This window comes from Pseudomonas simiae, assembly GCF_900111895.1.
Lineage (GTDB): Bacteria > Pseudomonadota > Gammaproteobacteria > Pseudomonadales > Pseudomonadaceae > Aquipseudomonas > Aquipseudomonas simiae.
This window is the reverse complement of sequence record NZ_FOKB01000007.1, coordinates 175,414-193,597: the sequence shown is the minus strand read 5'-3', so window position 1 is coordinate 193,597 and position 18,184 is coordinate 175,414. Positions and strand designations below refer to the sequence as shown.

The 18,184-nt window shown below is 61.7% G+C and carries 19 protein-coding genes and 1 pseudogene; 10 read left to right on the top strand and 10 right to left on the bottom strand.

Going from position 1 to position 18,184, the window contains the following annotated elements:
• Positions 1 to 67 precede the first annotated feature (67 nt).
• Positions 68 to 703, top strand: a complete 636-nt coding sequence (locus BMZ57_RS21300; RefSeq protein ID WP_021492963.1) for a pseudouridine synthase — start codon at positions 68 to 70, stop codon at positions 701 to 703.
• Here the strand turns inward: BMZ57_RS21300 and BMZ57_RS21295 are convergent.
• Positions 698 to 907: a DUF2788 domain-containing protein gene (locus BMZ57_RS21295; protein ID WP_025858220.1), complete on the bottom strand. Its 210-nt coding sequence runs from the start codon at positions 905 to 907 to the stop codon at positions 698 to 700. The genes BMZ57_RS21300 and BMZ57_RS21295 overlap by 6 nt on opposite strands.
• Before the next feature lie 202 nt (positions 908 to 1,109).
• Complete coding sequence (locus BMZ57_RS21290) at positions 1,110 to 1,589, bottom strand: Lrp/AsnC family transcriptional regulator (RefSeq protein ID WP_003194418.1); 480 nt, start codon at positions 1,587 to 1,589, stop codon at positions 1,110 to 1,112.
• A 398-nt stretch (positions 1,590 to 1,987) separates the two neighbouring features.
• Between BMZ57_RS21290 and BMZ57_RS21285 the strand changes: the two genes are divergently transcribed.
• Entirely contained in the window at positions 1,988 to 3,034 is a 1,047-nt protein-coding gene (locus BMZ57_RS21285; RefSeq protein ID WP_010206753.1) for a DUF6515 family protein, read from the top strand.
• On the opposite strand, the gene BMZ57_RS21280 is transcribed toward BMZ57_RS21285, so the two are convergent.
• Together BMZ57_RS21280 and pmcY are read right to left on the bottom strand one after the other, a co-directional pair.
• On the bottom strand, positions 3,031 to 3,924 hold the full coding sequence (locus BMZ57_RS21280; protein ID WP_010206752.1) for a cation diffusion facilitator family transporter: 894 nt from the start codon (positions 3,922 to 3,924) through the stop codon (positions 3,031 to 3,033). The two genes, BMZ57_RS21285 and BMZ57_RS21280, sit on opposite strands and share 4 nt — an antisense overlap.
• A 15-nt stretch (positions 3,925 to 3,939) precedes the next feature.
• Positions 3,940 to 4,359: a periplasmic Zn2+ metallochaperone PmcY gene (gene pmcY, locus BMZ57_RS21275; RefSeq protein WP_010206751.1), complete on the bottom strand. Its 420-nt coding sequence runs from the start codon at positions 4,357 to 4,359 to the stop codon at positions 3,940 to 3,942.
• A gap of 250 nt (positions 4,360 to 4,609) precedes the next feature.
• Between pmcY and hrpB the strand changes: the two genes are divergently transcribed.
• Positions 4,610 to 7,120 carry an ATP-dependent helicase HrpB gene (hrpB, locus tag BMZ57_RS21270; RefSeq protein ID WP_069673131.1) on the top strand — a complete coding sequence of 837 codons (2,511 nt, stop codon included), beginning with the start codon at positions 4,610 to 4,612 and terminating at the stop codon, positions 7,118 to 7,120.
• Between the two features lie 85 nt (positions 7,121 to 7,205).
• Here hrpB and BMZ57_RS21265 read toward each other — a convergent pair whose 3' ends face one another.
• Complete coding sequence (locus BMZ57_RS21265) at positions 7,206 to 7,724, bottom strand: TauD/TfdA family dioxygenase (protein ID WP_226994564.1); 519 nt, start codon at positions 7,722 to 7,724, stop codon at positions 7,206 to 7,208.
• Between the two features lie 9 nt (positions 7,725 to 7,733).
• Between BMZ57_RS21265 and BMZ57_RS21260 the strand changes: the two are divergent.
• Positions 7,734 to 8,378, top strand: a pseudogene (locus BMZ57_RS21260) (hydroxypyruvate isomerase family protein); the annotation flags it as partial.
• A gap of 18 nt (positions 8,379 to 8,396) precedes the next feature.
• Here BMZ57_RS21260 and BMZ57_RS21255 read toward each other — a convergent pair.
• Entirely contained in the window at positions 8,397 to 9,485 is a 1,089-nt protein-coding gene (locus BMZ57_RS21255) for an endonuclease/exonuclease/phosphatase family protein (RefSeq protein WP_010206748.1), read from the bottom strand.
• A gap of 40 nt (positions 9,486 to 9,525) precedes the next feature.
• Positions 9,526 to 10,185, bottom strand: a complete 660-nt coding sequence (locus BMZ57_RS21250; protein WP_010206746.1) for a YciC family protein — start codon at positions 10,183 to 10,185, stop codon at positions 9,526 to 9,528.
• Positions 10,186 to 10,361: 176 nt separating this feature from the next.
• Between BMZ57_RS21250 and BMZ57_RS21245 the strand changes: the two genes are divergently transcribed.
• From BMZ57_RS21245 to BMZ57_RS29860, 4 genes are all read left to right on the top strand, one after another.
• The gene (locus tag BMZ57_RS21245; RefSeq protein ID WP_010206744.1) at positions 10,362 to 11,093 is read left to right on the top strand and encodes a DUF2076 domain-containing protein; all 732 of its coding nucleotides are present in this window, start codon (positions 10,362 to 10,364) and stop codon (positions 11,091 to 11,093) included.
• Between the two features lie 117 nt (positions 11,094 to 11,210).
• Positions 11,211 to 11,687 (top strand): LabA-like NYN domain-containing protein, encoded by a 477-nt coding sequence (locus BMZ57_RS21240; protein WP_010206743.1) that lies wholly within the window; start codon positions 11,211 to 11,213, stop codon positions 11,685 to 11,687.
• A 25-nt stretch (positions 11,688 to 11,712) separates the two neighbouring features.
• The gene (locus tag BMZ57_RS21235) at positions 11,713 to 12,324 is read left to right on the top strand and encodes a 3'-5' exonuclease (protein ID WP_042571613.1); all 612 of its coding nucleotides are present in this window, start codon (positions 11,713 to 11,715) and stop codon (positions 12,322 to 12,324) included.
• Between the two features lie 165 nt (positions 12,325 to 12,489).
• Complete coding sequence (locus tag BMZ57_RS29860; RefSeq protein ID WP_029529010.1) at positions 12,490 to 12,726, top strand: acyl carrier protein; 237 nt, start codon at positions 12,490 to 12,492, stop codon at positions 12,724 to 12,726.
• Positions 12,727 to 12,816: 90 nt separating this feature from the next.
• On the opposite strand, the gene BMZ57_RS21225 is transcribed toward BMZ57_RS29860, so the two are convergent.
• Positions 12,817 to 13,278, bottom strand: coding sequence for an Lrp/AsnC family transcriptional regulator (locus BMZ57_RS21225; RefSeq protein WP_042570861.1), 462 nt, complete (start codon positions 13,276 to 13,278; stop codon positions 12,817 to 12,819).
• 160 nt (positions 13,279 to 13,438) lie between these two features.
• On the opposite strand from BMZ57_RS21225, the gene yedA reads away from it, so the two are divergent.
• Together yedA and rhlE1 are read left to right on the top strand one after the other, a co-directional pair.
• Positions 13,439 to 14,335 carry a drug/metabolite exporter YedA gene (yedA, locus tag BMZ57_RS21220; RefSeq protein ID WP_010206736.1) on the top strand — a complete coding sequence of 299 codons (897 nt, stop codon included), beginning with the start codon at positions 13,439 to 13,441 and terminating at the stop codon, positions 14,333 to 14,335.
• A gap of 48 nt (positions 14,336 to 14,383) precedes the next feature.
• On the top strand, positions 14,384 to 15,718 hold the full coding sequence (gene rhlE1, locus BMZ57_RS21215) for an RNA helicase RhlE1 (protein ID WP_010206735.1): 1,335 nt from the start codon (positions 14,384 to 14,386) through the stop codon (positions 15,716 to 15,718).
• A gap of 123 nt (positions 15,719 to 15,841) precedes the next feature.
• Here rhlE1 and BMZ57_RS21210 read toward each other — a convergent pair whose 3' ends face one another.
• Entirely contained in the window at positions 15,842 to 17,068 is a 1,227-nt protein-coding gene (locus tag BMZ57_RS21210) for a TIGR03862 family flavoprotein (protein WP_069673132.1), read from the bottom strand.
• A 170-nt stretch (positions 17,069 to 17,238) separates the two neighbouring features.
• Entirely contained in the window at positions 17,239 to 18,159 is a 921-nt protein-coding gene (locus tag BMZ57_RS21205) for a histone deacetylase family protein (protein ID WP_069673133.1), read from the bottom strand.
• Positions 18,160 to 18,184: the final 25 nt, after the last annotated feature.

The following is an 18,184-nucleotide window of genomic DNA, read 5'->3' as shown; positions in this document are numbered from 1 at the left end:
TTGGGATGGTCATTTAACGGTCAGGCCACTAGCATTGTCGGTCCTGACCGTTAGATGTTCCTTTGCCATGTCGCGTCCCACCCGTCCCGATTCTCGCCGCCCCGGCGTGAAACCTCCGTATTCCGCAACGCGGCGTGTCGCCAAGGCGCCACCGGCCGAGCCGAAATTGATCCTGTTCAATAAACCCTTTGACGTGCTGACCCAGTTCAGCGACGAAGGCGGGCGTGCGACCCTCAAGGATTTCATCGCCATCCCCGGCATCTATCCGGCGGGCCGCCTGGACCGTGACAGCGAAGGTCTGTTGCTGCTGACCAACGATGGCCAGTTGCAGGCGCGCATTGCCGACCCCAAGCACAAGCTGGCGAAAACCTACTGGGTGCAGGTGGAAGGCGAACCGACGGAAGAGCAACTGCAACGCCTGCGCGATGGTGTCGAGTTGAATGACGGCAAGACGTTGCCTGCCCAAGCGCGGCAGTTGGATGAGCCCCAGTTATGGCCGCGCAACCCACCTGTGCGCTTTCGCAAAAACATACCGACTTATTGGCTTGAATTGGTGATTCGCGAGGGACGTAACCGCCAGGTACGGCGCATGACCGCCGCCGTGGGGTTGCCCACCTTGCGCCTGGTGCGCGTGCGCATTGGCGATTGGACGATCGACGGCCTGGATCAAGGCCAGTGGAAGGAAGTGCCGGCGCGCTTATAAGGCGCCGGACTCGATCAGGCCGATCACCACGCTCTTGATGATGAACGCGGCCACGCCCAGGCCCAAGACGAAGAACAGGATGAAAGAGCCAAAGCGCCCGGCCTTGGACTTCTTCGCCAGGTCCCAGACGATAAAGCCCATGAAAATGATCAGCAGGGTGACCAGACCGGTCATCATCCATTCTTCAAACAGGGCGGGGTCGATGTTGTTCATTCGGGCGTTCCAGCAGGGCAGGCGGGCAGTATACGGCAGCGTTACAGACGCAACATTGACCTGGATCGAAGTGCGTCCAACGGTGAGAGCGGGTTTGCTCGCGAATGCGGTGGGTCAGTCACCTATTCATCAACTGACAGACCGCATTCGCGAGCAAGCCCGCTCCCACAGGGGATCTACAGTGTTCTTGAAATCAGGTGCGCAGGTGCGTCAGCGGCAATTCGGTGCTGTTAAGCACCTGGTTCAGCACAAAGCTTGACCGCACACTGGTCACACCTTCAATGCGGGTCAGATGCCCCAGCAGCAACTTCTGGTAGTGATCCATGTCCGGCACCACCACTTTCAACTGATAGTCCGCATCCATCCCGGTGACCAAACTGCATTCCAGCACCTGGGGCAGGGTGCGGATCGCCGCTTCAAAGTTCTCGAAACGCTCCGGGGTGTGGCGGTCCATGCCGATCAGCACATAGGCGGTGAGGCTCAGGCCGAGCATCTTGCGGTCGAGTAACGCGACCTGGCGAGCGATGTAGCCGTCGTCTTCCAACTGCTTGACCCGGCGCGAGCACGGCGACGGCGACAAGCCGATGCGTTCGGCCAACTCCTGGTTGGAGATCCTCGCATCACGTTGCAATTCCGCCAAAATACTCAGGTCGTATCGGTCAAGCTTGCTCATTGGGTTGGCCTTTGTCGTAACTATTGCGGTGAATTATCCATGAAGGGTTAAAAATTGCGCAAGCACTGTTTATTGACGCAATCTTCGCAATCATCTGCCGGGCGCTGACGGGTATCTTTATCAACAGAATCACCGCCTGGACAACAGTCCACTTGCAGCGAGCCCAATCAGGCCCGCTGCGGCCGCCACCCCAGCAGGGTTGAGCCGGCCTCCAGGCTGCACACTGTCCACAAGACGGCGTGAGGTGAGCCAACGCCAAAAGCGTTGAGCCAGGACGAAATTCTCAAGGGGTGGCCGACGGGTCACCCCTTTTCTTTTGCCTGCTGATAACCTGTCCGCGAACCGGGCCTGGCTTTTCCAGTCTCATGGACAGGCCCTAATCCGCAGTGAGGAATAGCATGAAGCGCATCTGGCGTATGGCAGGTGTAGGTTTGCTGATGGTCACCGTTGGCGCCCAGGCAGTGGCCGAGGAGCGTGACAACGGGCCGCGCGGTGACGGCGGTGGACAGCACGAAAGAGGGCCGGAGGGCGGACGGCCAGGGGGGAATGAACAGCCGCGCCCGCAGAATAACCCCTCGCGTCCACAGAACAACCAGCCTCGGCCGGAAAACAATCAGCCACGCCCGCAGAATCAGCATTTTGATCGAGGTGGCCAGAACAGTGGCGGCCAATGGCAGGGGCACCCCCAAGGTAACGAGCAGGGGCGGCCGCAGCCACAACCACAACCCTCGAATAACCTGCCGATCCAGAGTCGCCCCGACACCGTGCGCCAGACCCAGGAACCGCGCCAGGGCTACTACCGCGACATCCCTCGACGCAATGACGGCAACCCGCACTGGGAAGCCGGCGGCCCGGGCTCGCGTCCCGGCGACAACCGCTGGCCCGGTCGTCCCGACGGCCATGGCAACGGCTGGGGCCCAGGCCCGCAACATCGCCCCGGCTACGTGATCGACCGCTTCCCCGACCGCAATTACCGCGTGCCTTACCGTGGCCAGGATTACTTCTACTCCGGCGGCTATTGGTACCGTCCACAAGGCCCGCGCTATGTGGTGGTGACGCCGCCTTACGGCATCCGCGTGCATTACCTGCCGGACTACGCCCGTGAAGTGTGGGTGGGCGGCGCGCTGTTCTTCCTCGCCGCCGGCGCCTATTACACCTACGAAAGCAGCTCCCAGCAGTATGTGGTGGTGCAACCGCCAGTTGCCGTGCCTGCACCGCCGCCCGCGCCGCAAGGCAATGGCTATGACGTGGTGGCGTATCCGGCCAACGGCCAGTCACCGGCGCAGGTACAACAGGACGGTTATGACTGTTATCGCTGGGCCGTTCAGCAGAGCGGCTTCGACCCGCAGCAAGTCACCTACGCCCCCGACCCGGCGGTGGTGCAAACCTACCGCCAGGCCCAGGGCAACTGCCTGAGCAGCCGTGGTTATCAGGTGCAGTACTAGGTTTTATTGCCCGTGACCACTTCCCGCGGGTCGGCGTGCACCAGTACTTCGGCACGCGGGTAAGCCTTGTGAATGGCATCGGCGGCCTGGTCGCTGATGCCATGGGCCACTGACAGCGTCAATTCCCCCGGCAATTCCAGGTGCAGCTGCACAAACCAATGGCTGCCGGAAATCCGCGTGCGCAAATCATGCGCACCCAATACGCCCGGTACGCCGCGGGCCAGTTCCAGCATGTGCTGGCTGACGTCCGGCGGCAGTTCCTCATCCATCAACACCGCGAAGCTTTCCCGGGCGATCTGGATCGCGCTCCACAAGATGTAGGCGGCAATCCCCAGGCCGAACCAAGCGTCCACCTGATGGTAGCCAAAACCTGCCACCACCAGCGCCACCAGGATGCTGCCGTTGAGCATCAGGTCCGAGCGGTAGTGCAGTGAGTCCGCGCGCACGGCGTTGGAGCCGGTTTCACGGATCACCCGGTGCTGCAGCATCAATAAGGCTACTGTCAGCACCAGGGAAAACACGATCACACCAATGCTCAACCACGGCGCGCCCACAGGTTCCGGGTGTTGCAAGCGCTCGTAGGCCTGGAGCGCGATCAACACCGCACTGCCGCCGATAAACAGCGCCTGTGCCATGCCTGCCAGCGACTCGGCCTTGCCATGCCCATAACGGTGATCGTCATCGGCCGGGCGCAGCGCGTAATGCACCGCGAGCAGGTTCAGCAGTGAGGTCACGCCGTCCAGCAGCGAGTCGGTCAACCCGGCGAGCATGCTCACCGAGCCGCTGAACCACCAGGCGATGGACTTGGTGATAATCAACGCACAGGCCACACCCACCGAAGCGCGAGTGGCCAGGCGCAAGAGCCTGGCGTGTTCGGGACTGCTGGTCATAGGCGGGTCGAATCCTTAGGCGGCGGGTTGCAGGCCCAGGCTGGCGAGCTGTTGTACGCTGCCCTTGAACTGGATCATTCGCGGGTCGTCCAGCGGCAGGCTGCGGCCGGTTTCTTTCTGGATGATGCTTTGCAGCTTGGCGTTGTCGACCTTGCCGTCGGCGCCAATGGCTTCGTGGAGTTTTTGCGGATCGACCTGGGCGGTCTTGCCCGGTTCGAAGTAGATAGCGCCAGTGGCGAAGTCCACGCCGAACGCGATCAGGCCGGGGATCACATAGAACAGCAGGCCCACCGCATCGAGCACGGCAATGGTCGGGTCAATCTTGCCGTCGATCTGGCCACGGCGGTCCGGGTAGAAGATCGAACCGCAGGCCGTCAATTGGCTCAGCAGGGTGACGGCGAGGACACCGCCAATGACACGGGAAGCGATACGCATAACATTCTCCTGAACACGATTGATACGGGACTATATGACAATACTGCCGAGCAACACCGCTCTAATGTGGGGGCTGGCTTGCCTGCGATGGCACCCCCTCGGCTTATTTGAAAGACCGAGTTGTCAGTATCGCAGGCAAGCCAGCTCCCACCTTTGACCGCGTAGCCAGGCGCAGCTGGTGGTGTTTTTCAGACCAGCGTCGGCATCCGGCAGTTCGCCGTTATACTCGCCGCTCTGCTTTGGAGCCAGTATGAATTCGTTGCCGATTGATGAAGTTTTACCCGCACTGCGTGACGCCTTGGCGAATCGCCATGAAGCCGTGCTGGAAGCGCCCCCCGGCGCCGGTAAAACTACCCGTGTGCCCTTGGCCTTGTTGAACGAGCCCTGGCTGGCCGGGCAGACCATCCTGATGCTCGAACCCCGTCGTCTCGCAGCCCGCGCGGCGGCCGAGCGTCTGGCCAGCGAGTTGGGTGAAAAAGTCGGTGAAACCGTCGGCTATCGCATTCGTCTGGACAGCAAGGTCGGCCCCAATACGCGCATCGAAGTGGTCACCGAAGGCATCCTCACCCGCCGCCTGCAGGACGATCCGGCGCTGGACGGCGTGGGCCTGCTGATCTTCGATGAGTTTCACGAGCGCAGCCTCGACGCCGACCTGGCGCTGGCCTTGAGCCTGAACGGCCGCGAACTCTTTCGCGATGATCAACCGCTGAAAATCCTGTTGATGTCTGCCACCCTCGAAGGCGAACGCCTGGCCGGGCTGCTGGACAACGCGCCAATCCTGCGCAGCGAAGGGCGCATGTTCCCGGTGCAGATGCGCTGGGGCCGCCCCTACCAACCCGGTGAATTCATCGAACCGCGTGTGGTGCAGACTGTCCTCGACGCCCTGCAAGACGAAACCGGCAGCGTGCTGGTGTTCCTGCCGGGGCAGGCGGAGATTCGCCGGGTCAACCAGCAACTGGCTGACGCCCTCGGCGAGCGCGCGGATGTGGTGTTGTGCCCGCTGCATGGCGAACTGGACCTCAACGCTCAACGCGCCGCCATCGACCCGGCGCCCGTCGGCAAACGCAAGGTCGTGCTGGCGACCAACATTGCCGAGACCAGCCTCACCATCAACGGCGTGCGCGTCGTGATCGACGCCGGGTTGGCGCGGGTGCCGCGTTTCGACCCCGGAAGCGGCATGACCCGCCTCGACACCCAGCGCATTTCCCGCGCCAGCGCCACCCAGCGCGCCGGTCGAGCAGGGCGCCTGGAGCCGGGCGTGTGTTATCGCCTGTGGTCCGAAGACCAACACGAAGGCCTGGCCGCCTACGGCAGTGCGGAAATCCTCGCCGCCGACCTGGCCGGCCTGGCTTTGCAACTGGCGCGCTGGGGCGTCACGCCCCATCAATTGGTCTGGCTGGATGTGCCGCCGACGGCGGCGTATGCCCAGGCCCAGGATCTGCTGGGGCGCCTCGGTGCGTTGGATGAAGAAAAACTCACCGCTCACGGGCAGAAGATGGCCGAGTTGCCGGCCCATCCGCGTATCGCCCATCTGCTGCTGCGCGGGCAGGCTCTTGGGTTGGCGGCGACGGCATGCGATGTGGCGGCCCTGCTGGGAGAGCGCGACATCTTGCGCGGTGGCGGTGCGGATTTGCACAGTCGATTGGCGCTGTTGTCCGGCGAAGAGCGTGCACGCGGCACTCAAGGCGGTGTACAGCGGGCCAAGCAACTGGCGCGACAATACCGAGGCTACCTAAGAGGCCAGGCCACACAACCCGTTGCCGACCCCGATCACCCGCGCTGGCTCGGTGCCTTGCTGGCACTGGCCTACCCGGATCGCGTCGCCCAGCAGCGTCGCCCCGGCGGTGCCGAGTACCGCCTGGCCAACGGCCGCGCCGCGCTGTTCGCGGAGGCTGACAGCCTGATGAAACAGGCTTGGCTGGTGATCGCCGACCTGGGTAGCCGCCAGGGCCAGCGTGAGGAACGTATCTACTTGGCGGCGGATTTCGACCCGGCGCTGTTCGACACGGTGCTGGCCGAGCAAGTGCGCAACGTCGACCAACTCGATTGGGACGAACGCGAAGGCGTACTGCGCGCCGAACGCCAACGCAAAGTCGGCGAACTGGTGCTCAGCCGCGAACCGCTGACTGGCCTCGACGAATCCGCCCGCAGCCAGGCGCTGGTCAACCTGGTACGCCGCAAAGGCCTGGAACTGCTGCCGTGGACGCCAGAACTGCGGCAATGGCAGGCTCGGGTCATGTTGTTGCGCCAGCTCGACGCCGGCAAAACCAGCGAATGGCCCGACCTCAGTGACAAGGCGTTGCTCGCCAGCCTTGAACACTGGCTGATGCCCTACCTGGGCAAAGTCTCGCGTCTGAGCCATTTCGCCAACCTGGATATCTCCAGCTTCCTGCACAACCTGCTGCCCTGGCCACTGCCCCAACGTTTGGACGAACTGGCGCCACAGCATGTGAAAGTGCCGTCGGGCTCATCGGTGCGTTTGGACTACAGCGAACAGCCGCCGATCCTGGCGGTGCGCTTGCAGGAATTGTTCGGGCTGGCCGACACCCCGCGCATTGCCAGCGGGCGCGTGGCCGTGAAGTTGCACCTGTTGTCCCCGGCGCGGCGGCCGGTGCAGGTCACGCAGGACCTGGCGAACTTCTGGCGCAGTACCTATGCCGAGGTGAAGAAGGATTTGAAAGGGCGCTACCCCAAGCACTACTGGCCGGATGACCCGTTGGTGGCCGAAGCGACGGCCCGAATCAAACCCAGAAAGCCTTGAATGTAAGTAACTCCCCCAGTCGTTTTGATGACTGGGGGGTTAGCTGAACGCGTTGAATCAGAGCACGGAGGTTGTCTTGAAGGGCTTAAAGCGCTTCAAGCGCACTGTCAAATTGCTTATGCGCGTTTGGCAACGATGTGCTCGATTGGGCGCGGATGCCGCAGGTGTACTCGATGAACGAATGCCCGGCGGTTTCAGACTGGGCAATATTGTAGTTCTGAAAGGGCAGCATGGCCCTGCGCACCGGGGATTGATCCAGGATGTTCTTGAATGTGGTGCTCGCGTCATCAGCGATCCACAGCCTTCCTACTTTTCTCTGTTGGTTGCCATCGATGAATTTATGCCGGGCATGCAGGACCCGCAGGTTATCCATCACCAGAATGTCCCCTGGCTCAAGGCTGACAGGGGCAATGTAACGCTCGTTGGTGGAGTAGTGGGTCTGGATGTATTTAAACGCCGCGTTGGCCCATTCAGGAATAAACGCAGTGCTGTCATACCGGTAGCGAATTCTCAACTTTTCGCCAAGCAGGGCAACCCCTGTGTTGTACACCCCGAACAGGAGGTTTGAGACTCCCGCTGCACTACCCAACGTCCTTTCGTTCATGGCAACCATCCCTATGAATTTGACGCCAGCCTGCTCGCCGATCACCTGGCTCAATACAACCTGCCGTTGATTCAGTTCGCAGCGCCGGCAGGTGTTACCAAAGGCATCGCTGCCTTGCAGGGCAAGGAGCAGGAATTTCGCGATGGGCTGCGCGAGGCGGCCCGCTATGCGAAGGCGCTGAACTGCTCGGATGTGCACATCATGTCTGGCGTGACCACACCCCAGGATGAGAGCGCGCCTGCCTACGTAAGTAACCTGGAATACGCGGTCAAGTACCTCGAAGATCAGGGTTTGCGCGCGCTTATTGAAGTGATCTGCCCGCAGGCGATGCCAGGCTATTACATGTCTGACTTCAGCAAGGCGCAACAGGTGCTGGAAACCTTTACGAGTGTCGGGCTGATTCTGGATCTTTACCATGCCCAGCTTTTGACCGGCGACGCAGCCGGGGTGTTGGCGCAGTTTTACGACAGGACCGTCCATGTACAAATCGCCGACAACCCGGGGCGTCATGAGCCGGGCACCGGAACCATGGACTTTGCCGCGTTGTTCGCGGCGCTTGAGCAGCGTGGCTACCGAGGATGGATCGGCTGTGAATACCGCCCATCCGGCACCACGGTTGAAAGCCTTGAGTGGCTTAAGCCGCTGCGGGCCTAGGTGTTGAAACCCTAGGGGCTATTGTGCGGCAGGCAGCAGGAAGCGGGCGATCACCGGCAGGTGGTTGGAAATACGTAACGTATCCTCCTGGCGCACCTTGGCCTCCACCCGTTTGATCCGCGGGCTGTAGAACAGGTAATCCAGCGTACGGTCCGGCCCGTCCACGCTCGGGTCGTTGGGGAAGTTCGTCAGCCATTTCTCACGATCGATCCCGCTGGATTGGCTGTTGCTCGGGATCATCGGGTATTTGTCCCACAGTAGATGCAGCTCGCTGTCCGGCGAATATTGCCCGCGTTTGGTGGCGTCCAGGCGCAGGAATTGGCCCAGTGGCAGCAGGTTGAAGTCCCCACCGATCAGCCAGGGCGTGCCACGGCCTTCAAATTTATCCAGCAATTTGACCGTGGTCTGGACCTGCTCCATCACCGCGCTGCGGCCAGGGGCGTCACCGTCCATGCGAGTGTTGAGCACCGCGAGTTGTCCGCCGTCGCTCAGGGGCAGGTAGGTCAACAGCAAGGCAGGCTTGGGTTGAAACTGGCGACTCAGGATGTTGGCCTCGGGCGCCGGCAGCTGCAGGCGTTCGGCGTGTTCGATCTGGTAACGGCTGAGGGTCGCCAGTTTGCGGCCCACGCTGCCGAAGATGTGCAGGTTTGGCACGAAGTCGGCTTTCCAGTCGAAGGCCTGGGCGCTGCACGGGTAGAGATCGACCAGGCGCTCTTGCAGCAGGGCCAGTTGGTCCTGGTAGTGGGACGGCTTGGCGTTTTCGTCGAGCTCCTGCAGCAGCAGGATGTCGGGCTGTTCGTCGCGGATGACCCGCGCCACTTCGTCGAGGCTGGCGGCCATGTCTTCCACGGTGGGGCGGTCGTCGGGGCCGCTGCCGTCGGAGGTGTCGTACCAGAACACATAATTTTTGCCGGCCAGGTATTGCACGTTCCAGGTCATGACCTTGAGCGCTTGCCCCGGCAACAGCGTGGGCGCACGCGGCGCGACGCAGCTCACCGGCAGGGTTTCCTTCGCCTCGGGGCGCCAGGTCAGGCTGTAGATCAGGGCGGTCAGCAGGCCTGCGATGATCAGCAGGCCCAGCAAGGTGATGCGCAATAAACGGGTCATTGGCTCGGCTTATAGCGTTTCAGAGGTGGCACGGAGCATATCACCGCGCGTCGGCATCGCCACCGATCAACATGAATAAACGGAACAGCACCACGCTGGTAAACAGCTGCAGAAAGCTGTGGGCGCTGTCCAGTAGCAGCCCCAGCAGCGGCGCAGGCGTTGGATAGGCCGCAACGCTGGCGCCTTTGAGCAACCACAGTGGCGTCATCACGCACAGCAGGCACACCAGGATCAGCCAGAAATGCCCACGGCTCAGACGGAAACTTTCCTTCATCGCCTCCAACGCCGGCATGCCACGCAGCACCAGCAGGTATTCGGCAAATGCCAGCACCACCATCAGCCACAGCCCCGGCAGGAAATACAGCGACAGCCCCAGCAGAATCAGCAGCGTGCTCATCGCGGTCAGCAGGGCAAAGCGCGGCCACAGAGTAAGGGCCATGGCCCAGACATCTTTAGTGCCCGGCGACTCGCCACGGGTGCGAGCATCCAGAAACAGGATCAATGCACCGGTGTACAGCGGGTACACCAGCAACCCCACCACCACGCTGTAGCCGGGAAACGCATCCGGGCCGACGACATGGTTGAGCACCTGTTGCAGCAGGGCTTCGAAAATCACCAATGGCAGACACAGCTGGACGATGGCGCCCAGGTTGCGTTGGGTGAAACGGAAGGAGTCGCGCAGCACGTCTAACGGATTCATCAAGTTCATCGCAGGCCTGAAAGCAAGGGCAACACTTTAACCGATCATTACCGGAGGTAAGCAAACGTAAACCTTGAGTAAAGACCATTGAAACAACTCGTAACATCCCCATAACTAGGTCGGCGCCTGAATAAAGGCGAGACCACGATTTTTACCGGCAATCTAACGAGGTCGCCATGAACAGCGAAGAGCAAACCCTGATCGATGGACTGTTTTCACGGTTGCAACAAGCCGAAACGGACTCAGCCCCCCGCGACGCCCAGGCCGAAGCGCGGATCAAGGAACACATGACGCGCCAACCGGCGGCCGGGTACTACATGACCCAGTCGATCCTGGTGCAGGAACATGCGCTCAAGAGCCTCGACGCGCAGAATAAGCAGCAAGCGCAACAGATCCAGCAATTGCAGGACGAGCTGCAACGGGCCAAGTCCGCGCAGCCAGCCCCGGCGAGCAGCGGCGGATTCCTGTCGAGCATCTTTGGTGGTGGCGGTTCCCGTGATCCGCAACCGGCCCAAAGCGCGCCGGCGTCTTCCGGTGGCGGCTGGCGCGAACCGGCGCGGCCAGGGTTCAGCCAGCCTGCGCCGCAGCAGAACTATCAACAACCTGCTCCAGCCGCTCCGGTGGGCAGCGGTTTTCTTGGCGGCGCGATGAAGACCGCCGCCGGCGTGGCCGGTGGTGTGTTGCTGGCCGAAGGCATCAGCAGCCTGTTCCATCACAACCAGCAACCGCAGGTGGTGGAGGAAATCATCGAGCAACCGGCACCGGCCAGTGATCAAGGCGGCTGGGGCAATGACGACCAGAAATACGCCGGCAATGACAGCTGGGGTGGCAACAATTCGGACAGCTTTGCCGACAGCGATTATTCCGACGACTCTTCCTCCTTTGGCGACGATGATTCCTTCGTCTGACTCACCTTGGCCCGGGGCGAGTGTCGCCCCGGTCTGATTTTTCCCGGAAACCTTCTCGCGGCTGGCATACTGGCACCCTTTCCGGGCCCTGGCGCCTGGCTGTCATGAGGAAGTACGGTGAAAAAAATTGCAGTGTTCGCCGATGTGCAAAACCTCTATTACACCGTCCGCCAGGCCTATGGTTGTCACTTCAACTACGCCGCGCTGTGGGCTGACATCAGCTCGCGCGGGCAGATCGTCGAGGCATACGCTTATGCCATCGACCGTGGTGACAGCAAACAGCAACAGTTCCAGCAGATCCTGCGCAACCTGGGTTTCACGGTGAAACTCAAACCCTACATCCAGCGCAGCGACGGCTCGGCCAAGGGCGACTGGGACGTGGGCATCACCCTCGACATCATGGACGCCGCCGACCACGTCGACGAAATCGTCCTGGCCTCCGGTGACGGTGATTTCGACATGCTGCTTGACCGGGTTATCCACAAGCATGGCGTCGAAGCCGTGGCCTACGGCGTGCCGGGGCTGACGGCCAACTCACTGATCCGCGCCGCCAGCCGTTATGTGCCGATCGAAGGCGCGTTGCTGCTTAAATAGATTCTTTCACGGAGTTGGAACAGGTTTGGAACGTATAGCGGTCATCGACTTTGAAACCACCGGCATCACCCCGAGCAGCCACTGCCGGGCCACGGAAATCGCGGTGGTCATCCTTGAGCGTGGCCAGATCGTGGACCGCTATCAGAGCCTGATGAAAACCGGCGTGCATGTGCCCGCTTTCATCGAACAACTCACCGGCATCAGCAACGCCATGCTGCGCAGCGCGCCGCCGGCCGAGCGGGTAATGAACGAGGTCAACGAGTTCGTCGGCACCACGCCGCTGATGGCGCACAACGCCGCGTTCGACCAGAAGTTCTGGGACTACGAGCTGAGCCTGATCCGCCGCACCCGCCTGCAGAAATTCGCCTGCTCCCTGCTGCTTGCCCGCCGCCTCATGCCGGCTGCGCCCAACCACAAGCTCGGCACCCTCAACGCCTACGCCCAACTGCCCCACACCGGCCAGGCTCACCGAGCGCTGGCGGATGCGGAAATGGCGGCCAACCTCACGGCCCACCTGGCCCAGGAACTGCGGCGTACCCACGGCTTGCGTGAACTGTCCCACGACCTGCTGTGCACCTTGCAGAAAGTGCCAGCGGCGAAGATCAATGAGCATCTGAAGAAACATCGCGGGTTCTAAACCCGCCGCAATCCCAAAACAACCGAAGATCCAATGGTGGGAGCGGGCTTGCTCGCGAAAGCGGAGTGTCAGTCAGCACCTGTATTGACTGATCCACCGCTTTCGCGAGCAAGCCCGCTCCCTCATTAGCTAGGCGGCGGTCATCGAGGGGCAGTCTTTGCGCAGATCAGCGAAAAGGTCATTCAGCTATTCGTCGACATCATCGGCTTCATCGACCGCAGCCAAGTGACAGAGCAAACGGATTTCATCCATGACTTCAAGATCATTGATGACGATTTGACCTGCTTCGTCATGCAGATCAAGTGGCAGTTCAAGCTGCAAGCCACTCAGGCAGATTGGGATGACATCACCACGATCAGGCAGATTATCGATTGGATTGTTGAACGCTCAAATGTGCATTGATGCAACTTACGTCATCGCAGGCAAGCCTGCTCCCACAGTTGGAATGCATTTCAAAGGGGGGGAGCCGGGCTTGCCCGCGATGGCGGTGGGTCAGCCACCACTCTTCCCGATCCCCTCCAACTGCCCCAACGGCACCCGCCGCTCTATCGCGCTCGACAAAATGATCGAGGTCTTGCTGAAGCCGAATTTCGCTACGCGATTGATCAAGTTCTCCAACTCCGGCATAGACCCCACTGCCGCCTGCATGATCACGCACGGATCACCCGTCACCCGATGGCACTCGGTCAACTCAGGGATCTGCGCCAGGGCGTCGTAGGTCTTTTGGCTGCCATGGTTAGTCAGCCGCAGTTCCATCACGCATTGAATCGGCAAACCGACTTTGGACAGGTCCACCTTGGCCTGATACCCGGTGATCACGCCACTGGCCTCCAGCTTCGCCACGCGTTCGGCCACGGCAGGGGCAGAGAGGTTCACCGTGCGGGCCAATTGCGCGTAGGAAGCGCGGCCGTCTTCGAGCAGGGCGCTGAGGAGCAGGCGGTCGTATTTGTCCATGATAAGGCTCCGGTTGCGCGTGACTTTCGAAAGCACGGTTTATAGCCTTTACAACCATGCTTTGAAAAGTGTATTGGCGTTTTAAACAGGTTTTGTAACTTATGTTTAGCGACCTGCCTTTTTAGAATAAGCCTCCCATCTCCTGCCATAGAGCCGCCCAATGCCTGGCCCACGTCGCTTTCCCTTACCGTTGATCGCCGCCTTTTTTGCGTTGTATGTGATTTGGGGGTCTACCTACCTGGTGATTCGCATCGGTGTGGAGTACTGGCCGCCGTTGTTGCTGGCGGGGATTCGGTTCTGCACGGCGGGGGCATTGATGTACGGCTTCCTGCGCTGGCGCGGGGTGCCGGCACCGACTTGGCCGCAGTGGAAGGCGGCCGGGATGATCGGTCTTTTGTTGCTCACCGTGGGCAATGGTGGGGTCAGTGTGGCGGAACACATGGGTGTATCGTCCGGCGTGGCGGCGTTGGCCGTGGCGACCGTGCCGTTGTTCACCTTGCTATGTGGGTATTTCTGGGGCGCGCGTAACACCCGTCTGGAATGGGCTGGGGTGATCCTGGGGATCATCGGCATTGCCATGCTCAACATGGGCAGTACGTTGCAATCGAGCCCGATGGGGGCTGTGTTGCTGTTGGTGGCGGCGGCATCCTGGGCGTTTGGTTCGGTGTGGAGCCGACAGTTGCCGTTGCCCCAAGGCGCCATGGCCAGTGCTGCGGAAATGCTGGTCGCCGGTGTGGCGTTGCTGATGGTTAGCGCGCTGTCCGGTGAACGCCTGCAGGCTGTGCCACCGCTGGAAGGCTGGCTGGCCCTGGCGTATCTGACCGTGTTCGGCTCGATCATTGCCTTCAATGCCTACATGTACCTGCTCAAGCATGTCCGCCCGGCGGCCGCGACCAGCTATGCCTATGTGAACCCGGCGGTGGCGGTGTTGCTGGGGATTGTGTTCGTGGGCGAGACCATTGGTCTGGAAGAAGCCCTGGCCATGTTGGTGATTATCAGCGCCGTGCTGTTGATCAGCCTGCCCCAGTGGCGCAAGCCGAAGCCGGAAATAAGGTAAACTGCCGCGCATTACGCCCTTGCGCTGAATTTTTCCTACGGTATCTACATGACTTTCGCCACCCTTGGCCTGATCGAACCCTTGCTGCGCGCCCTTGAGACGCTTGGCTACCAGACCCCGACGCCGGTGCAGGCGCAAGCCATTCCGGCGGTGCTGGCCGGTCGCGACCTGATGGCCGCGGCCCAGACCGGCACCGGCAAGACCGCCGGTTTCGCCGTGCCGTTGTTGCAACTGTTGACGATGGAAGGGCCGAAAGTCGCCGCGAACTCGGCCCGTGCGCTGATCCTGTGCCCGACCCGCGAGCTCGCCGAACAGGTGCACGCCAGCGTCGCCGAATACGCGCAAAACCTGCCGCTGACCACTTACGCGGTGTACGGCGGCGTGAGCATCAACCCGCAGATGATGAAGTTGCGCAAAGGTGTCGACATCCTGGTCGCCACCCCTGGCCGCCTGATTGACCTGTTCCGCCAGAACGCGCTGAAACTCAACCAGCTGCAAACCCTGGTGCTGGACGAAGCCGACCGCATGCTCGACCTGGGCTTCTCCGAAGAGCTGGCGAACATCTACCGCATGCTGCCGAAAAAGCGCCAGACGCTGCTGTTCTCCGCGACCTTCTCCGATGACATCCGCCTGCTGGCCGGGCAGATGCTCAACGATCCGCTGAGCATCGAAGTCAGCCCGCGCAACGTCGCTGCCAACACGGTCAAGCAGTGGGTCGTGCCGGTGGACAAGAAGCGCAAGCCGGAGCTGTTTGTGCACCTGATGCGCAAAGGTCGCTGGAAGCAGGTGCTGGTGTTCGCCAAGACCCGTAACGGTGTGGATGCGCTGGTGGATAAGTTGCAGGGCCTGGGCATCAATGCCGACGGCATCCATGGCGACAAGCCTCAGGCTACCCGCCAACGCGCACTGGACCGCTTCAAGTCCAGTGAAGTGCAGATCCTGGTAGCCACCGATGTGGCGGCCCGTGGCCTGGATATCGAAGACCTGCCGCTGGTGGTCAACTTCGACCTGCCGATCGTGGCCGAGGACTACATCCACCGTATCGGCCGTACCGGCCGTGCGGGCAACACCGGTGAGGCGATTTCCCTGGTGTGTGCCGATGAAGTGAACATGCTGTCGGCCATCGAGATGCTGACCCGTCAGACCCTGACCCGTCACATGGAACAGGATTTCGAACCGGAGCACCGCGTGCCGGACACCGATGCCAGCGGGCAGGTGGTGAAGAAGCCGAAAAAACCGAAGAAACCTAAAAGCTCTGGTGGCGGCGGTAAGCGCAACCTGGGCAAGTGGGTGGACAGCGGGGAAGTGGCGCCGGCAGAGCCGTCGATCAAACCGGTGCGCAAGGTGCCTGTTTTTAACACTGGGCCGCGCAAGAAGAAGTGATTTTTCGGCGTTGCTGATGGCCCCATCGCGAGCAAGCCCGCTCCCACATTTTGAATGTATTCACAGATCAAAAATGTGGGAGCGGGCTTGCTTGCGAAAGCGACTTTGAATTCACCACCAGTCTCAGCGCTTAAGCCACTCCAACATGCCGCGCCCAGCCGCCCGTCCGCTGGCAAAGCATCCTGTGAGTAGATAGCCCCCCGTCGGCGCTTCCCAGTCGAGCATCTCCCCTGCACAAAACACCCCCGGCAACGGTTTGAGCATCAACCGCTCATCCAACGCCTCAAACGGCACGCCGCCGGCTGTGCTGATCGCCTCATCCATTGGCCGGGTCTTCACCAGGGTCAACGGCAGCGCCTTGATATCCACCGCTAATTGCGCCGGATCGTTGAAGTGGTCAGCCGGTGCCAACTCGCGCAGCAGTGCCGCTTTCACCCCGTCCAGCCCCAACTGACTGTGCAAATGCTTGCTCATCGAGCGTGAGCCACGTGGTTTGGCCAGCGCGGCCTGAACCTTGTCCAGCGGCTTGCTCGGCAACAGGTCGATATGCACGGTGGCCGAGCCGTCGCGGTTGATCACTTCCCGGATCGGTGCCGACAACGCGTAGATCAAGCTGCCTTCGATACCCATTGCCGTGACCACACATTCGCCCAGGCGAGGCTTGTCATCTCCCAGCCCGATGGCGACGTTTTTCAACGGCGCGCCCGCGAATTTACTGACCATCAGTTCGCTCCAGGCCGACACCTCGAAACCGCAATTGCTGGGTTGCAGCGGGGCGTAGGGTACGCCTTTGTCCTCCAGCAACTTGAGCCAGGCACCGTCAGAGCCCAGCCGCGACCAGCTGCCGCCGCCAAGGGCCAGCAGCACGGCGTCGCTGTGGACAGTTTTTTCGCCGTCAGGGCTGTGGATAAGTAAGTCGCCCTCGGCATTCCAGCCCCCCCAGCGATGGCGGGTGTGGATAACCACGCCCTGGTCGCGCAGGCGCTTGAGCCAGGCACGCAGCAGCGGTGCGGCTTTCATGTCGGTAGGAAACACCCGGCCCGAGGTGCCGACAAAGGTCTCGATCCCCAAGCCGTGGATCCATTCGCACAATGCCTCGGCCCCAAATGCGCGCAGCAAGGGCGCCATGTGTGGCGCACGTTCGGCGTAGCGCGACAGAAACGCCGGGTACGCCTCGGAATGCGTGATGTTCATGCCGCCCACGCCGGCCAGCAGGAACTTGCGCCCCACGGACGGCATGCCGTCGTACAGGTCCACCCGCACGCCCGCCTGGCTCAGGACTTCGGCGGCCATCAGCCCGGCAGGGCCGCCGCCGATAATGGCAACATGAGGAGGAGGGGTATGAGGCATGGGTCGGGCTACGGTCGCTGAATAGGCCGAGCATTCTACCCGAGGACGGCACAACTGCCTGATCAAAAAATGTACAACTTCCTACAGGCCAGACTGCCTCTGGCTTTCAGGTGCTTACGCTCAAGTTATCCACAGGTGGTTCCACAGGCATTGTGGGTAACGCCCACGGTTCAATGACAACCTGATGACGTCCACACCCGTTGCGCACTGTGGTGCAGGATGCCGTGGCGGCGGGCGAGGGCCGGGCGGTCCTTGCTGTAGCCGCCACCGATCACGCCCATGACCGGAATGTCGCGGCCCAGGCAGTGGCGCATCACGCTTTCATCGCGGGCGGCGACGCCTTCGTCTGTCAGCTTGAGGTAACCGAGGGCGTCGTCCTTGTGTACATCAACGCCGGCGTCGTACAGCACCAGATCGGGTTGGTAGAGCGGCAGCAGGTAGTTGAGGGCGTCATCCACCACCTTGAGGTAGTCGGCGTCGCCCATGCCCATGGGCAGTGGAATGTCCCAGTCACTCTGGGCTTTGCGCGCCGGGAAGTTCTTTTCACAGTGCAGCGACACGGTGATGGCGTCCGGCGTGTCGTGGAGGATGCGCGCGGTGCCGTCGCCCTGGTGCACGTCGCAATCGAAGATCAGCACACGATTGACCCGGCCGCTGGCCAGCAGGTAATGGCTGATCACCGCCAGGTCATTGAAGATGCAGAAACCTGCCGGGTAATCGTAGTGGGCGTGGTGGGTGCCGCCGGCCAGGTGGCAGGCCAGGCCGTGGTCAAGGGCTTGCTCCGCCGCGAGAATCGAGCCGCCGACTGCACGTACGGTACGGCGGGCGAGGGCTTCGTTCCAAGGCAAGCCGAGGCGGCGCTGGTCTTCGCGTGACAGCTCGCCGCCCATGTAGCGTTCGATATACCCAGCGTCATGGGCCAGGGCCAGAATCTCCGGTGGGCACAACTGCGGGCGCAGCAGTTGGCTGTCCTCGGTCAGGCCGCTGTCCACCAGCTGGTCGCGCAGCAGGCGGAACTTGTCCATGGGGAACCGGTGGTCCGCCGGGAACTCGGGACTGTAGTCATCGTGGTAGATCAATGGCAAAGGCATGGGATTTTCTGACGGGAACCTGCGA

What these genes read in the sequence shown, in the direction of transcription:
- BMZ57_RS21300 (WP_021492963.1), top strand. Translation starts at nt 68, where the DNA reads ATGTCGCGTCCCACCCGTCCCGATTCTCGCCGCCCCGGCGTGAAACCT.
- BMZ57_RS21290 (WP_003194418.1), bottom strand. Translation starts at nt 1,589, where the DNA reads ATGAGCAAGCTTGACCGATACGACCTGAGTATTTTGGCGGAATTGCAA.
- BMZ57_RS21285 (WP_010206753.1), top strand. Translation starts at nt 1,988, where the DNA reads ATGAAGCGCATCTGGCGTATGGCAGGTGTAGGTTTGCTGATGGTCACC.
- BMZ57_RS21280 (WP_010206752.1), bottom strand. Translation starts at nt 3,924, where the DNA reads ATGACCAGCAGTCCCGAACACGCCAGGCTCTTGCGCCTGGCCACTCGC.
- pmcY (WP_010206751.1), bottom strand. Translation starts at nt 4,359, where the DNA reads ATGCGTATCGCTTCCCGTGTCATTGGCGGTGTCCTCGCCGTCACCCTG.
- hrpB (WP_069673131.1), top strand. Translation starts at nt 4,610, where the DNA reads ATGAATTCGTTGCCGATTGATGAAGTTTTACCCGCACTGCGTGACGCC.
- BMZ57_RS21265 (WP_226994564.1), bottom strand. Translation starts at nt 7,724, where the DNA reads ATGAACGAAAGGACGTTGGGTAGTGCAGCGGGAGTCTCAAACCTCCTG.
- BMZ57_RS21255 (WP_010206748.1), bottom strand. Translation starts at nt 9,485, where the DNA reads ATGACCCGTTTATTGCGCATCACCTTGCTGGGCCTGCTGATCATCGCA.
- BMZ57_RS21250 (WP_010206746.1), bottom strand. Translation starts at nt 10,185, where the DNA reads ATGAATCCGTTAGACGTGCTGCGCGACTCCTTCCGTTTCACCCAACGC.
- BMZ57_RS21245 (WP_010206744.1), top strand. Translation starts at nt 10,362, where the DNA reads ATGAACAGCGAAGAGCAAACCCTGATCGATGGACTGTTTTCACGGTTG.
- BMZ57_RS21225 (WP_042570861.1), bottom strand. Translation starts at nt 13,278, where the DNA reads ATGGACAAATACGACCGCCTGCTCCTCAGCGCCCTGCTCGAAGACGGC.
- yedA (WP_010206736.1), top strand. Translation starts at nt 13,439, where the DNA reads ATGCCTGGCCCACGTCGCTTTCCCTTACCGTTGATCGCCGCCTTTTTT.
- rhlE1 (WP_010206735.1), top strand. Translation starts at nt 14,384, where the DNA reads ATGACTTTCGCCACCCTTGGCCTGATCGAACCCTTGCTGCGCGCCCTT.
- BMZ57_RS21210 (WP_069673132.1), bottom strand. Translation starts at nt 17,068, where the DNA reads ATGCCTCATACCCCTCCTCCTCATGTTGCCATTATCGGCGGCGGCCCT.
- BMZ57_RS21205 (WP_069673133.1), bottom strand. Translation starts at nt 18,159, where the DNA reads ATGCCTTTGCCATTGATCTACCACGATGACTACAGTCCCGAGTTCCCG.